At 59.8% G+C, this 14,455-nt stretch carries 17 protein-coding genes; 10 read left to right on the top strand and 7 right to left on the bottom strand.

The window, feature by feature from the left end:
* Window positions 1–72 precede the first annotated feature (72 nt).
* The 4 genes from QVF59_RS11745 to QVF59_RS11730 all read left to right on the top strand — a co-directional run bounded on the left by QVF59_RS11745 (window position 73) and on the right by QVF59_RS11730 (window position 4,976).
* Complete coding sequence (locus QVF59_RS11745; protein WP_287880049.1) at window positions 73–999, top strand: LysR family transcriptional regulator; 927 nt, start codon at window positions 73–75, stop codon at window positions 997–999.
* A 79-nt stretch (window positions 1,000–1,078) separates the two neighbouring features.
* On the top strand, window positions 1,079–2,479 hold the full coding sequence (gene tcuA / locus QVF59_RS11740) for an FAD-dependent tricarballylate dehydrogenase TcuA (RefSeq protein WP_287880046.1): 1,401 nt from the start codon (window positions 1,079–1,081) through the stop codon (window positions 2,477–2,479).
* 1 nt (window position 2,480) lies between these two features.
* Complete coding sequence (gene tcuB / locus QVF59_RS11735) at window positions 2,481–3,614, top strand: tricarballylate utilization 4Fe-4S protein TcuB (RefSeq protein ID WP_287880043.1); 1,134 nt, start codon at window positions 2,481–2,483, stop codon at window positions 3,612–3,614.
* A gap of 69 nt (window positions 3,615–3,683) precedes the next feature.
* Complete coding sequence (locus QVF59_RS11730) at window positions 3,684–4,976, top strand: MFS transporter (RefSeq protein WP_287880041.1); 1,293 nt, start codon at window positions 3,684–3,686, stop codon at window positions 4,974–4,976.
* A gap of 185 nt (window positions 4,977–5,161) precedes the next feature.
* Here the strand turns inward: QVF59_RS11730 and QVF59_RS11725 are convergent, their stop codons facing one another.
* Window positions 5,162–6,166, bottom strand: coding sequence for a GlxA family transcriptional regulator (locus QVF59_RS11725; protein WP_287880039.1), 1,005 nt, complete (start codon window positions 6,164–6,166; stop codon window positions 5,162–5,164).
* A gap of 114 nt (window positions 6,167–6,280) precedes the next feature.
* On the opposite strand from QVF59_RS11725, the gene QVF59_RS11720 reads away from it, so the two are divergent.
* The 4 genes from QVF59_RS11720 to QVF59_RS11705 all read left to right on the top strand — a co-directional run bounded on the left by QVF59_RS11720 (window position 6,281) and on the right by QVF59_RS11705 (window position 8,501).
* A complete protein-coding gene (locus QVF59_RS11720; protein WP_287880037.1) occupies window positions 6,281–7,102 on the top strand; it encodes an alpha/beta fold hydrolase in 822 nt (273 codons plus the stop codon).
* Between the two features lie 90 nt (window positions 7,103–7,192).
* On the top strand, window positions 7,193–7,504 hold the full coding sequence (locus tag QVF59_RS11715) for a YciI family protein (protein ID WP_287880034.1): 312 nt from the start codon (window positions 7,193–7,195) through the stop codon (window positions 7,502–7,504).
* A 109-nt stretch (window positions 7,505–7,613) separates the two neighbouring features.
* A complete protein-coding gene (locus QVF59_RS11710) occupies window positions 7,614–8,081 on the top strand; it encodes a MarR family winged helix-turn-helix transcriptional regulator (protein WP_287880031.1) in 468 nt (155 codons plus the stop codon).
* Window positions 8,082–8,105: 24 nt separating this feature from the next.
* Complete coding sequence (locus tag QVF59_RS11705; protein WP_159877508.1) at window positions 8,106–8,501, top strand: DUF1398 family protein; 396 nt, start codon at window positions 8,106–8,108, stop codon at window positions 8,499–8,501.
* 218 nt (window positions 8,502–8,719) lie between these two features.
* On the opposite strand, the gene QVF59_RS11700 is transcribed toward QVF59_RS11705, so the two are convergent.
* Entirely contained in the window at window positions 8,720–8,947 is a 228-nt protein-coding gene (locus QVF59_RS11700; RefSeq protein WP_159877510.1) for a hypothetical protein, read from the bottom strand.
* Window positions 8,948–9,031: 84 nt separating this feature from the next.
* Here QVF59_RS11700 and QVF59_RS11695 point away from each other — a divergent pair, with 84 nt between their 5' ends.
* A complete protein-coding gene (locus QVF59_RS11695; protein WP_287880027.1) occupies window positions 9,032–9,340 on the top strand; it encodes an H-NS histone family protein in 309 nt (102 codons plus the stop codon).
* A gap of 157 nt (window positions 9,341–9,497) precedes the next feature.
* On the opposite strand, the gene QVF59_RS11690 is transcribed toward QVF59_RS11695, so the two are convergent.
* The 5 genes from QVF59_RS11690 to QVF59_RS11670 form a co-directional block, all read right to left on the bottom strand.
* On the bottom strand, window positions 9,498–10,202 hold the full coding sequence (locus QVF59_RS11690; protein WP_287880026.1) for an ABC transporter ATP-binding protein: 705 nt from the start codon (window positions 10,200–10,202) through the stop codon (window positions 9,498–9,500).
* The gene (locus tag QVF59_RS11685) at window positions 10,202–10,963 is read right to left on the bottom strand and encodes an ABC transporter ATP-binding protein (protein WP_287880024.1); all 762 of its coding nucleotides are present in this window, start codon (window positions 10,961–10,963) and stop codon (window positions 10,202–10,204) included. The genes QVF59_RS11690 and QVF59_RS11685 overlap by 1 nt, the downstream gene beginning before the upstream one ends.
* A complete protein-coding gene (locus tag QVF59_RS11680) occupies window positions 10,960–11,907 on the bottom strand; it encodes a branched-chain amino acid ABC transporter permease (protein WP_287880023.1) in 948 nt (315 codons plus the stop codon). Before QVF59_RS11680 ends, QVF59_RS11685 begins: the two co-directional genes overlap by 4 nt.
* Complete coding sequence (locus QVF59_RS11675) at window positions 11,900–12,823, bottom strand: branched-chain amino acid ABC transporter permease (RefSeq protein WP_199102634.1); 924 nt, start codon at window positions 12,821–12,823, stop codon at window positions 11,900–11,902. The genes QVF59_RS11680 and QVF59_RS11675 overlap by 8 nt, the downstream gene beginning before the upstream one ends.
* Before the next feature lie 238 nt (window positions 12,824–13,061).
* Window positions 13,062–14,180, bottom strand: a complete 1,119-nt coding sequence (locus tag QVF59_RS11670) for an ABC transporter substrate-binding protein (RefSeq protein ID WP_287880019.1) — start codon at window positions 14,178–14,180, stop codon at window positions 13,062–13,064.
* On the opposite strand from QVF59_RS11670, the gene QVF59_RS11665 reads away from it, so the two are divergent.
* Window positions 14,179–14,400, top strand: a complete 222-nt coding sequence (locus QVF59_RS11665; protein ID WP_287880017.1) for a hypothetical protein — start codon at window positions 14,179–14,181, stop codon at window positions 14,398–14,400. The two genes, QVF59_RS11670 and QVF59_RS11665, sit on opposite strands and share 2 nt — an antisense overlap.
* Window positions 14,401–14,455: the final 55 nt, after the last annotated feature.

Genomic DNA, 14,455 nt, shown 5'->3' with positions numbered 1-14,455 from the left:
GCCTGCCGCCGATTCGGCAGTAGACTGCGCCTTGCGTGATAAACAGCCACACGGGCAGCAATAGGACGAACAATGGAATTACGGCAATTACGCTATTTTGTCAGCGTGGTGGCGCAGGGCAGCATGGGGCGCGCCGCGCTGGAACTGGGGGTGGGTACCTCGGCACTGAGCCAGCAGATCAGCCGGCTGGAGGGAGAACTGGCTACCCGGCTGTTGCAGCGCACCTCCAGCGGCGTGCTGCCCACCGATGCCGGGCTGGCATTCTGGCGGCAGGCGCAGCTGGCGATCCGCCATGCCGACGACGCCATGCGCGCCGCCCAGCTGGCGCGGCTGTCCGGCCATGTCAGCGTGGGCATGGCCCCCAGCACCACCGGCGTGCTGGGCCTGCCCTTCATGGCGGCCATGCGCGAGCGTTACCCGGACATCCGCCTGCATCTGGTGGAAAACCTGTCCGGCAATCTGGCCACCATGCTGGGCGCACGCCAGCTGGATCTGGCCGTGCTGTTCCAAGAAGAGCGCACGCGGCGCTGGAGCGTGCTGCCGCTGCTGGAGGAAAAGCTGTTCCTGATCTGCCGCCGCGACCTGCCTGCAGCACCCACGCAGGACCACATCAGCCTGGCCGAGCTGGGCGACATTCCGCTGATCATGCCCAGTGGCCCGCATGGATTGCGCGCCCTGCTCAACAACGCCAGCACCCAGGGTGCGCACGCGCTGAACATCAACGCGGAAATCGACGGCCTGTCGCTGTTGATGGATGCAGTAAGGGCCGGTTACGGCGCCACCATCCAGCCCGGTGCTGCCATTGCCCGCCTGCCACCGGAAGAGTTCCGTCTGATTGACATCATCGACGACAGCGTCAGCCGCCCCAACCTGCTGGTGAGCCTGTCCGATGACGAGCTGTCGCCGGCCGGACTGGCAACCCGCGTGGTGCTGCAACAGGTGGCCAGCGAACTGGCCAGCAGCGGCCAGTGGCCGGGAGCTACTGTTTACAATCGCTAAACACCTGTTGCCCGATCCGGTCTGGCGGCCGGGCTGAGGGCTTTTTACAGTCTCCGCTTGTCTCAGGGAGGCTGTACCCATGTTTGATGTTCTGATCATCGGCGGCGGCAACGCCGCACTCTGCGCCGCACTGATGGCCCGCGAAGCCGGGGCCTCGGTGCTGCTGCTGGAGTCCGCCCCGCGCGCCTGGCGCGGCGGCAATTCGCAGCACACCCGCAACCTGCGCTGCATGCACGATGCCCCGCAAGACGTGCTGGTAGATGCGTATCCGGAAGAAGAATACTGGCAGGACCTGCTGCGCGTCACCGGCGGCCAGACCGACGAAGCGCTGGCCCGGCTGGTGATTCGCGCCAGCGGCAGCTGTCGCGACTGGATGCGCCGTCACGGCGTGCACTTTCAGCCCTCGCTGTCCGGCGCATTGCATACGGCGCGCACCAATGCCTTTTTCATGGGCGGCGGCAAGGCGCTGGTGAATGCCTACTACCGCAGTGCCGAACAGCTGGGCGTGGTGATTCGCTACGACAGCGCGGTTGAACGGCTGGAATTGCAGGATGGCCGCTTTGTTGCTGCCCATCTGTCGGGTGGCGAGCGCATCACCGCACGCAGCTGTGTACTGGCTGCTGGCGGTTTCGAGTCCAACCGCGAATGGTTGCGCAGTGCCTGGGGCCAGAACGAGCAGGGAGACTGGCCGGCGGACAACTTCCTCATCCGTGGTACCCGTTTCAATCAGGGCGTGCTGCTCAAGTTCATGCAGCAGGCCGGGGCCGACATGGTGGGCGACCCGTCGCAATCGCACTGCGTAGCCATTGACGCCCGCGCACCGCTTTACGATGGCGGCATCTGTACCCGGGTGGACTGCGTGTCGCTGGGCATCATGCTCAACCGCCATGCCGAGCGCTTTTACGACGAGGGCGAGGATTTCTGGCCCAAGCGCTATGCCATCTGGGGGCGGCTGGTGGCACAACAGCCGGAGCAGATCGGCTATTCCATCATCGATTCCAAGGCCATTGGCCGCTTCATGCCGCCGGTATTCCCCGGCAACAAGGCCGATACCCTGCCGGAACTGGCGCGCGAGCTGGGGCTGGACGAGGCGCGCTTTGTCGACACCATCCAGCGCTACAACGCGGCCTGTCAGGCCGGGCAGTTTGACCACACTGTGCTGGACAACTGCCACACCGACGGCCTCACCCCACCCAAAAGCCACTGGGCCTTGCCGCTGGATACCCCGCCTTACTACGGCTACGCGCTGCGCCCCGGCATCACCTTCACCTATCTGGGCCTGAAAACCAATGCCGACGCCGCCGTGCACTTTGCCGGACGCGCCAGCCCCAACCTGTTTGTGGCCGGTGAAATGATGGCCGGCAATGTACTGGGCAAGGGTTATGTGGCCGGTATCGGCATGGCCATCGGCACGGCTTTTGGCCGTATTGCCGGCAGCCGTGCCGCCCAGGCGGCTCAGGCTGTTTCACAAGGAATCTGACATGCAACAACTCACCCGCCTGATCGACGAGGCGCAACAACTGGCTGCCGGCCAGCCGGGCTCCCTGCTGGACAAGGCCGAGGCCGAAGTGGCGCGCGATTTGCAAATCTGCAATGCCTGCCGTTATTGCGAGGGCTTTTGTGCGGTGTTTCCCGCCATGACCCAGCGGCTGGAATTCGGCCAGGCCGACATCCATTACCTGGCCAATCTCTGCCACAACTGCGGCGCCTGTCTGCATGCCTGCCAGTACGCACCGCCGCATGAATTTGCTGTCAACATTCCCAAAGCCATGGCTCAGGTGCGCCAGCAAAGCTATACCCGCTTTGCCTGGCCGGGCGCGCTGGGGCGGCTGTATCACCACGCAGGGCTGACCGTTGCGCTGGCACTGGCTGCCGGCCTCGCGCTGTTCCTGCTGCTGTTGCAGGCAGTGGCCCCGACAGTGAACAGCGGCAATTTCTACGACTACTTCCCGCACCATCTGTTGGCCGGGCTGTTCGGCCCGGTATTCGGCTTTGCCGTACTGGCGCTGGGCATGGGTGTGCGCCGCTTCTGGCGTGACATCAGCCCGCAAGCGCCGGATGTACCGGCGGTGCTGGATGCCGGTCATGCAGTGGCCACGCTGAAGTACCTGGATGGCGGCCACGGCCAGGGCTGCAATAACGCCGACGATGCCTACACCCTGTGGCGGCGGCGTTTTCACCACTTCACCTTCTACGGTTTCCTGTCCTGCTTTGCCGCCACGCTGGTGGCAACCGGCTACCACTATCTGCTGGGTCTGCCAGCCCCCTATGCACTGAACAGCCTGCCGGTGCTGCTGGGCATTGCGGGTGGTATCGGCCTGCTGATTGGCCCGGCCGGCCTGCTGTGGCTGAACCTGCAGCGCGACCCGCAGCATGGCGACGTACAGCAACGCCCGATGGACCGCGGCTTCATTGCCCTGTTGCTGCTTACCAGCGCCAGCGGCCTGCTGTTGCCGTTTGCCCGCCACAGCCATGTGCTGGGCAGCCTGCTGGCGGTGCATCTGGGCGTGGTGATAGCACTGTTCCTCACCCTGCCCTATGGCAAGTTCGCCCACGGCATTTTCCGCAGCGCGGCCTTGCTCAAGTGGGCCATCGAAAAGCGTCAACTCCGCTGACCGTCGGTCAGTAAAACATCCAGAAAAGCAATAAATACAACGCAACAGATGCAACAAAGGAGAGTACTCATGCAACAAACGCTAGCAAGCCAGCACCCTGCCCAGTCCCGACTGGGCGCGGTACTGCGCGTGACCAGTGGCAATTTTCTCGAACAGTTCGATTTCTTTCTGTTCGGTTTTTATGCCAGCTATATCAGCAAGGCATTTTTCCCCACCAGCAGCGAGTTTGCCTCGCTGATGCTGACCTTTGCCGTCTTCGGGGCCGGTTTCCTGATGCGCCCGCTCGGTGCCATCGTGCTGGGCAGTTATGTGGACCGCATCGGCCGCCGTCAGGGGCTGATTGTGACGCTGGGCATCATGGCCTGTGGCACGGTGCTGATTGCCTTTGTGCCGGATTACAGCCAGATCGGGCTGGCTGCGCCCTTGCTGGTGCTGCTGGGCCGCTTGCTGCAGGGCTTTTCCGCCGGGGTGGAACTGGGCGGGGTGTCGGTGTATCTGGCTGAAATTGCCACGCCAGGTCACAAGGGCTTTTACACCAGCTGGCAGTCGGCCAGCCAGCAGGTGGCCATCGTGGTGGCGGCAGCCATCGGCTATGGCATCCAGCTGTGGCTGAGCCCAGAGCAGATTGCCGCCTGGGGCTGGCGCGTGCCGTTTTTCATCGGCTGCCTGATCATTCCGCTGATTTTCCTGCTGCGCGGTTCCTTGCAGGAAACCGATGCTTTTCTGGCGCGCAAGCACCGCCCCAGCCTGCGTGAAATCTTTGGCACCATCGGCCTGCACTGGCGCACCATCGTGGCCGGCATGTTTCTGGTTTCGCTTACCACCACGCTGTTTTACTTCATCACCGTCTACACCCCGACTTTTGGCAAGAGCGTGCTGCACCTGAGCGCGCAGGACAGCCTGGTTGTCACCCTGTGCGTGGGCCTGTCCAATTTCTGCTGGCTGCCCGTTGGCGGGGCGCTGTCCGACCGCATTGGCCGCAAACCGTTGCTGCTGGGCATTTCGCTGCTGGCCTTGCTGACCGCCTACCCGGCCATGGCCTGGCTGGCAGCTGCGCCCAGTTTTATCCGGCTGCTGACGGTGTTGCTGTGGTTCTCTTTCTTCTTTGGCATGTATAACGGTGCGATGGTGGCGGCGCTGACCGAGGTGATGCCGGTATATGTGCGCACCGTGGGCTTTTCGCTGGCCTTCAGTCTGGCCACTGCCATTTTTGGCGGACTGACCCCGGCGGTGTCCACCGCGCTGGTGGAAATGACGCACAGCAAGAGCTCGCCTGCCTGGTGGCTGTTGTTTGCCGCCGCTTCTGCCTTGATTGCCAGCCAAGTCTTGTTCAAATCGAAGCAATCTCAAACCGACAAATAAGCCAACAACGCATTCATTGGATTTCAATCATCTCAATGACTTCAGATTGCGCCATGCAGCCAAGCCGTCCCGGACAACGGTCTGCGACAGCTTGGTTTTACTGCGATTTTCCATCAGACGATAACAGTCCATCCAGCCGCACAAATTGCAATCACACCCCGGCATGCAACACCAGAGATGTGATTTCATGACTGTTGGTTGTGCATCCTGCGGCGGTAATCCACCGGGGTGAGGCCCATAGCCTGAATGAAGGCGCGCCGGAAGGCGGTTTCATCACCATAACCACACTGGCCTGCCACCTGCTTGATGCTGATGCCCGGCGTAGCCAGCAACACGCAGGCTGTTTCGATACGCACACGGGTGATGAAGGCCTTGGGTGACTCACCGGTCAGTTGCTTCAGGCGGCGGTGCAAGGTGCGCTCGCTCAGGTGCAAGGCCTGGGCCAGCGCCTCCGCCGTCATTCCGGGGTGGGCATGGCGGATGATTTGCTCTGCCTGCAACAGCAGCGGGTTGGCCGTGTTGACGAAGCCACGCGGGGCATACAGCAGTTGCGGCAGGGGCAGGCTGTCGGCCACCGAAATGTCCGCCGCCAGCCTGGCCAGCTCCGGGCCGGCCAGACGGCGGATGACATGCAGCGCCAGGTCCACCCAGGACAGCGGCCCTCCGGTGGTAATGATGCCGTCTTGCTCCTCCAGGGCGCTGCCCCATACATGGCAGGCAGCCGGAAAGCGCTGCTTGAACACATGGTGTAACCACCAGGTGGTGGTGCAACGGCGTCGGTCGAGCAAACCGGCTTCGCCCAGCACAAAGGTACCGGCACAGGCGCCGCCAATCAGCACGCCAGTCTGATGGCGGAATGACAGCCAGCGGGCAGCCTGTGTGTGTGCCGCGCTATGCGGCGGCTGGCCGTCAGGCCCCAGTGCCATGCCGGCAATCAGGATGGCATCGTAGGCTGTTTCTGCATCAAACGCGCCATCCACCGGAATCCACCGCCCTTGCGGGTCGCGCAGCGGCTGGCCATCGGCACTGACAATCCGGGTATGAAACAGCGGGCCGGGACTGCCTGCCAGGGCTGTCACCACTCCCGGTGGCGGATTGCGGCTGGCCTGATTGCAGATCCAGAACATGTCCGCCAGGCCGCTGATGGCGGATAACAAACTGCCTTCCAGTGCCACGATGGCGATCTGCATGATCTTCCCCTTACCTGTTTGGCGAATTTTGCATGAACAATGTCTGATTCGCCATCTTATTTGCCTGTATCCACCCGGCTACACTGCATGACATTGATTCGCCGGATGAAAGAAATGTCACAAGCAAATGATTCAACAAGATTTTCAAGCCAGAATGCCAGCGCACGGCAAGCCCGCAACTGGAAGCAGCAACTGCTGGCCCTCGCCGGTGTGGTGCTGACGCTGGCCAGCACGCCGGGCCAGGCCGCGCCTGCCATTCGCAATATCGTGCTGGTACATGGCGCATTTGCTGATGGCTCCAGTTGGGCTCCAGTCATCAGCCGGCTGCAGCGGCTGGGCTATCACGTTACGGCGGTGCAAAACCCGCTGACTTCATTGGCGGACGATGTTGCCGCCACCGAACAGGTACTGCAGCGCCAGACGGGAGATGTGCTGCTGGTTGGCCACTCCTGGGCCGGAGCCGTCATCACCCAGGCGGGCAATGCTGCCAATGTGAAAGGCCTGGTCTACCTGTCCGCGCTGGTGCCGGATAACGATGAATCGGTGAGTGAGTTGCTGACCCGCCTGCAGGCCCCGATGGCAGGGCTGGCTGCCGACGCGCACGGCATGCTGTGGCTGGACCAGCCGGCCCGGTTCCGCCAGGTGATGGCTGCAGATGTGCCTCTCAGACAGGCGCGGCTGTTGGCCGCCGTGCAGCAGCCCATTGCCAGCGCCAGCTTTGGCGGCAAAGTGGGACATGCGGCCTGGCACGACAAGCCCAGCTGGTATGTGCACACCACGCAAGACCAGGCCTTGCCGCCTGCGGTACAGCTACGCATGGCCGGGCAAATCGGTGCCACCGTGTGGTCGGTGCCATCCAGCCATCTTTCGATGATTTCCCACCCGGCCACCATCGCCAGCCTGCTGGACCGGGCAGCCCGAGCAGCCAGTCGCTAACCCCTCACCCAGCTAGATATCCGTATCAACATGCTGCATATCGCGGCAAGTCACATCCCCTGCAGTCCCCTTCAATACCGGAGAACAAACATGCTATTTGCCATTACCCTCAACTATCTGCGCCCGGAGCAGGAAGTCCAGGCACAACTGGAAGACCACAAGATATGGTTGGCCGACAATATCTGCCAAGGTCGCATCCTTTTTGCCGGCCCGCTGCTGAACGGCACGGGCGGATTCATCCTGGCATACGGCGAGCAGGAGGCGGAAATACAGCAGATGATTGCAGCCGACCCCTTTGCCATCCACCAACTGGCCGGCTTCAGCACGCAGGCCATTGCACCGGCCATTCGCGCCGGGCAATTCCCCCAGAGATGGGCAAGTGAAGCCAAGACAGTGGCTTGAAGTAGATGCGTGGCATTTATGTATGGCTGGCTCTTAGCTAATGATAAAAAGCCCTTGATTTATGTTTCCATGGAAACTATATTCCAATAGTTTCCATGGAAACCTGATCATGAAAAAAACTGACACCTCAAAAATTAGCGAACTCGAATCTCACCTTGGCTTCTGGTTACGTTTTGTGTCGAACCAAGTCTCTAGCCGTTTCGAAAATCTGTTAGCAAAGCACGAAATTTCAGTGGCAGAGTGGGTGGCGATGCGTTCCCTATATGGCCGCGCAGATAGCACCCATGCAGACCTGATTAGTGCTCTTGGCATGACCAAGGGAGCAGCCTCGAAGGTGATTTCGAAGCTCGAAGCCAAGGGATTGGCAGAGCGACAACTTTCCAAAGATAGCCAGCGCGCGCAGGTGCTATGTCTGACTGAGTCCGGACTAGCCATGGTCCCGAAGTTGGCAGTTATCGCAGACGAAAACGATGCCCATTTCTTCAGCCATATGAGCGATACCCAGCGCCAATCCCTAGCAACACTGATGAGAGAACTGGTTGAGCATCACCAGTTGACACAACTCCCCACCCGATAGCCTCAAACCAAGCAGGAAAGCAAAATGGAACACGCAATCGAATCTCTCATCAAAGAAACATTGAATGCATCAAACGAAGGGCGTATTCACTTTGGCCAAGTTGTCGGAAATCTGGTCAGCGCAGGTGTTGAATCCTACGTGGTTGACTACCGAACAGGCCGGGTAACCTACTACATGCCATGTGGCGAAACGCTCACGCTTGAGCAGGCTCCTGCCAATAACCAAATCGCAGTTGAATTTTCAGGCCCGGCAATCAAGGAGGCAATTCTCGGTGCACAGCGTGGTGACCTTATGTACCCACAATTCAAACAACTATCGCAGGCCGCCGGGTGTATCAGCTATACCGTCTGGATTACTGGCCGGCACGTTAGCTATTACGGGCGCAAAGGTGAGACACATGTCGAGTATTTCCCTGACTGATTTAAGCGCATTTCAGATTTCTGCCATGCCTAAAATCGTTCTTCCTTGACGCTGTGCTGCCAACACTTTTTCCCGGATCGGGAATGGTGTTAATGAAACTGGGCATGCAATGTTCGAGTATTGTGAACTGTCTCCTGACTACGCATTGCCCGCCCTCAGGGTTGCGGCGTGAGCCAAGGTATTGCACGCCTTCTGTGGTCAGCGTCATCGGCCAGCCCTTATCCTGCCACTTGCGAGCACAGTGTCTGAACTGCTTCGAAGTAAGCCACAAGGTCGGTTTGCTTTAGCAATCCGATCGGTTTGTCGCCCACGATATCAACCAGCAGCGACATGACGGCAGTAACCTTGCCCAGCATCGTGACTTTATCCGGCTTCTGGTAGCTCTGTGGCAGCTCTGACAACATCGGCGTATCCAGCGTATGCAAGTCGGCAGGAATGGGAGACATATTACAATACAAAAACAACACGTATAATCCCGATCAAAGCGCATACTGCATAGCGCAATTCCTTTACCACACCTGGATACCCATATGGAACTTTTGAATCTTAGCTTGGCTGAACTGCAAGCACTACTTAATACAGTTCAGGCAGAAATCAAGCATCGCGAAACTGAAGAAAAGGCCAATGCCAAGAAGCAGATCCTGGAGCTGGCCAAGTCTTATGGTCTCAGCCTGGATGATGTACTAAGTAAAGCTACGATTGCTGTGCGCAAGCCGGTAGAAGCCAAATACAAGAACCCGAATGATGAATCCCAGACCTGGACTGGTCGTGGTCGTAAGCCTGCTTGGGTACAAGCTCAGCTGGATGAAGGTTTCAGCCTGGAAGATCTGGCAATCTGATTCGAGCATCAATGGCATAAAAAGCGCTACTTTTAAGTAGCGCTTTTCTTAATTTACAGCCTTGATTGGCCGTGGACTAATATTGTCATTTTCTGGTTAAAATTTAACGGATCAGTCAAAAAACCCACCTGCATTCGCATTGGTTGATCAGCCTGGCTTAAGCCACTCCCAGATAGGCATTCTGCACCGCGGCATCATGCATCAGCTGCTGCGCCGGGCCGGACAGGGCAATCCGGCCGTGTTCCAGCACATAGGCATCATCGGCAATGCGCAGTGCCGAGCGCGCATTCTGCTCCACCAGCACCACCGTCACCCCGTGCTGGCGGATGGTTTCGATCACCCGGAAAATCTGCTGCACAAACTGCGGTGCCAGCCCCAGCGAGGGCTCGTCCAGAATCAGCAGCCGCGGCCTGGCCATCAGTGCCCGGCCTATGCACAGCATTTGCTGTTCGCCACCGGACAGGGTGCCGGCCAGCTGTTTGCTGCGCTGCTGCAGGATGGGAAAGATGTCATGCACAAAGGCCAGCTCCCGCTGCCAGTCCCGCTGCGCTCCGGCGCCCAGTTGCAGGTTCTCCCTTACCGTCATGCTGGAGAAGATCTGCCGCCCTTCCGGCGCATGCGACAAGCCGCTTTGCACGATGCGGTGGGCCGGCTGGCCATGGATGGGCGCACCGTCAAACCGTATGCTGCCCTGCCCAAGCGGATAGATACCGGAAATGGCGCGCAACAGCGTGGTCTTGCCCGCGCCATTGGCACCCAGAATGGTGACAATGCGCTGCGGCTCCACAGTGAGGGAAACCTCACGCAAGATGGGCACCCCGCCCAGCGTCACGCTGATGTTTTCAACTTCCAGCAATGCCATCAGGCCTCCTCGCTGCCAAGATAGGATGTAATCACCGCCGGGTCGCGCATCACCTGCTCCGGGCTGCCTTCGGCCAGCAAGCGGCCGGATGACAGCACCAGCACGCGGTCGCAGATTTTCTTGACCAGGCTCAGGTCATGTTCCACCAGCAACAGGCTCAAGCCTTCCTGGCTTAACTGGCGCAGGAAGTCGGCCAGCGCGGCGGTTTCACTGTCGTTCAGCCCGGCCGCCGGTTCGTCCAGAATCAGCAAGCCCGGTTGCAAGGCCAGGGCGCGGGCGATTTCCAGATACTTGCGCTTGCCATAGGACAGATTGGCCGCCAGTTCGAATGCCAGTCCATCCAGCCCGGTCCGGCGCAGTGCCGACCAGGTGGCAGCACTCACCGCCTCGGCACTTTGTTGCTTGCGACTCCACAACGACCGCCAGCCAAAGCGCTGCTGGCTGAGTGCGCCGATGCTGACATTGTCAAACACCGTCATGCCGGGAAACACCCGCAGGTTCTGGAAGGTCCGCGCAATGCCCTGGCGGGCGATCTGCGGCACCGGCAGGCCGTCGATGCGCTGTCCGGCATAGTGGACCTCACCCCGACTTGGCCGCGAAAAACCGGTAATGACATTGAACAAGGAGGTCTTGCCCGCGCCATTCGGCCCGATCAGCCCGGTAATGCCGCCAATGGGCAAACGCAGGGAAATGTCCTCCAGCGCATGCACACCGCCATAACGCAGTGTCAGCTGTTTCAGTTCCAGCAAGGTATCGCTCATGATTGCTCCAGCGCTTTGAGATGGCTGCGGAACACCCGCAGCGCCGAGTATTCGCCAATCAGCCCCTTGGGCAGGAACATGATGAAGCCGAACATGATGGACCCCACCACCAGCATGCGGTAATCACCCAGGCTGCGTAGCAGTTCCGGCAACAGGGTGAGCAACAAGGCCCCCATGATGGCACCGGGCAGGCTGCCCAGCCCGCCAATCACCACCATGGCCAGAATGGTGATGGATTCGCTGAAGCGGAAATCACCCGGCGACACATAGCGGGTGGAGTGTGCCCACAGCGCACCGGCCAGCCCGGCAATGAAACAGCCCAGCACCATCACCTGTATTTTCAGCCGCGCCGGGTCCAGCCCCATGGCGGCCACGCACTGCTCGTCCTCGCGCAAGGCGCGCAGGGCATTGCCGTAGTAAGAATGGATGGTGCGTTCCAGCAGCAGGTAACACAGCAGGAACACCAGCATCACCAGCCCCAGGTTGATGGCCGGGCTGGCCGTACTGAGCGGAGCGATGTCGGTAATGCCCATCGGGCCACGGGTGAAATCCACCCAGTTAAGCAAGGTGACATACACCGCCTGGCCTATGCCCAGCGTAGCCACGGCAAAGTGGACATTCACCAGCCGCCGCGTCAGCCAGGCGGTGAGGCCACCCAGCAGCGCCGCAGTCAGACCGGCCAATGGCAGGGTAAGCCAGGGCGAAAACTGGTACTGACTGGACAGCAAGGCGGCGGTATAAGCCCCCACGCCGTAAAAGGCGGCATGGCCCAGCGTCATCATGCCGGCCACGCCGGTAATCAGGTTGGCACTGGCAGCCAGCAGGCCGAACACCAGCGCCATGCTGGCCAGCCGGTACAGATAGCTGGCATCCAGCCAGCCCAGCAGCAACCACAAAACGGCCAGCAGCAATAGCGGCCTTGTTGAACGGGACAGACTAGACACGTTCCACCTTCTTTCCGAACAAGCCGCGCGGGAAGTACAACAGGGTGATGAGCAACAGGCCGTAGCTGATCAGCTCGGACCAGCCCTGCGACACGAAGTCGGTGGACAGTGCTTCACACAGCCCCAGCACGATGGCACTGATGACGGCACCGGGGATGGAATCCAGCCCGCCCATCACCATGGCCACAAAAGCCTTGATGCCGGGCGAAAAACCCATCTGCGGGAAAATATTGCCCGAATACAAACCCACCACAATGCCGGACACCGCGCCCATCAGCGAGCCGATGGCAAAGGTGGCAATGATGATGTGATTGACATTGATGCCCACGTGCAAGGCACCCAGCCGGTTGTTGGACACCGCGCGGATGGACAGGCCCAGCCGGGTACGGAACAGCAACCATTGCAGCAGCACAAACATCAGCAAGGCGGTGACGAAAATCAGCACCTGCCCGCTGGCAATGCTCAACGGCCCCAGCTGGATGGGCGTCATCAGCAGATAGGCTTGCGGAATGGACTGCATGTCGGCGCCGACATACAGCTGCATCAGCTCGCGGGTAATGATGGAAATGGCCAGCGAGGACAGCAAGGTGGCCTCGCGCAGCGCCTTGGACTTGAGCGAGGCCTCGTCGTTGAAGCGGCGGAATGGCCGGAAAGCCACCCGCTCCAGCAACACGCCCAGCACCAGTCCGGCAGCAGCCACCAGCAGCAGTACGGCAAAAGCCGGCGGGGCCAGCACCTGAATGGCCAGCAGCCCGGCAAACGCCCCCAGCATGTAGATTTCGCCATGGGCGAAATTCACCACATTGAGCACGCCGAAAATCAGCGTGAAGCCGATGGCAATCAGGGCATACACCAGGCCCTGCGCCAGCCCGTTCAGTAACTGCTGCACCAGGAAAACATCAAAAAAATCCAGCATGTGCATTCTCGTGCAAGGCCCGCCAGGCGGGCCGCAGATTATTGACAAACCCCTCCCGCTTTCTGGAATGAAAGCACCGCTCCCTTCTGTAACTGGCAGGTCAAGGGCGGGGAATCGGGAGTAAATGGGAAGGCTGCGGACTCTACGACCCAAGCGGGATGCCCGGTTTTGCCGAGTCCGCCACCAGCGAAGCAAATCACATCTTCAGCAGCCAGAGGCCCGCCAGGCGGGCCGTGAATCAGTTGGCTACCGAAGTGAAGTCGCCATTGCGGATTTGCAGGCGCGACAGGTTCTTGGCCGGCTCGCGGGTGACCGGGTCGAAGGTGGTGTTGCCGGTGACGCCGGGGAAGTCCTTGGTGGCGGCCAGTGCATTGCGTACGGCCTCACGGCTGGCCTTTTCACCACCGGCCTTGGCAATGGCATTGAGCATGATGCGGGTGGCGTCATAGGCCTGACCGGCAAACATGGACGGCTCCACGTGATAGCGCGCCTGGTAAGCCTTGACGAAGGCCTGTACATTCGGCTCCTTGCTGCTGGCGGTAAAGGTGGTGGAAATCTTCACCCCTTCCGCAGCCGGGCCGGCCAGCTGGATCAGCTTTTTCTCGTACATCGAGGACGAGCCATACACTGGCACATTAAGGCCCAGTTGCTGCTTTTGCTGCAGCAAGGCCGCGCCGTCTTCATACATCAGCGCCAGATAGATGGCATCGGGGCGGGTGCGGGCCACCTTGGTCAGGATGGCGCGAAAATCGCGGGTACCCGGATTGAAGCTTTCCAGCGCGGTGACTTCGCCACCGGCATCCTTGAAGGATTTGGCAAAGTTCTTGCTGGCGGTCTGGCCCCAGTCGTTCTGGATGCTGATGACGGCCACCTTCTTGATATTGTTCTGGCTGATCCAGCGGGCGTTATACGGCCCTTCGAATGCCTCGGTGATGATATTGCGGAATTGCCAGGGGCTGATCTTGACGAAATCCGGATGCGAGGCGGTTTGTGACAGCTGAGCCAGATGGGTTTCGGCATATACCTTGCCCGCGGCAATGGAAACCGTGGAGGAGAAATCGCCAATTACCCCGACAATGGAATTGTCGTCGGAAAACTTGTGGGCAATCGACACGCCTTCCAGTGCATCACCCTTGCTGTCGGCAAACTTAATGACTACCGGTGCCGCTTTATGCGTCTGATTATATTCATCCAGTGCCAGATTGGCGGCATTACGAAACTGGTTGCCATACTGGGCATATTCACCGGTCAATGGTGCCTGATAACCAATGGCAACCGGGGCGGCAAGCGCAGACAGCGAAAGCGAGGAAAAAGCGGCAACAATCAGTGCCTTGTGAAATTGACTGGCGGCAAACATGAGTAATCCTTGGTTGGCATTGAAGGCAGGAAATTGGCAAAAAACAGGCTGCCATGATGCAAACAATGGCAGCCGTATGGTTAATGCCGCCAATCTAGCACTGCCGCCGCCAGGGCTGATTGCGCATTCTTCACATGCTTATCATTTATTCATGCTTGACAGGGAGATCCGGCAAAATGGCGCGATAAGCCAATCACAAAATACAAATTCCAGACAATAAAATCATGCGCCCCATACTATTGGCGCAATATTGAATGATTGTCTTTATTTCCGAT

The sequence above is a fragment of the Aquitalea sp. genome (genome assembly GCF_030150775.1).
GTDB classification, from domain to species: Bacteria; Pseudomonadota; Gammaproteobacteria; order Burkholderiales; family Chromobacteriaceae; genus Aquitalea; species Aquitalea denitrificans.
The sequence above is the reverse complement of the archived record's forward strand: the minus strand, read 5'-3'. Positions and strand labels throughout refer to the sequence as shown.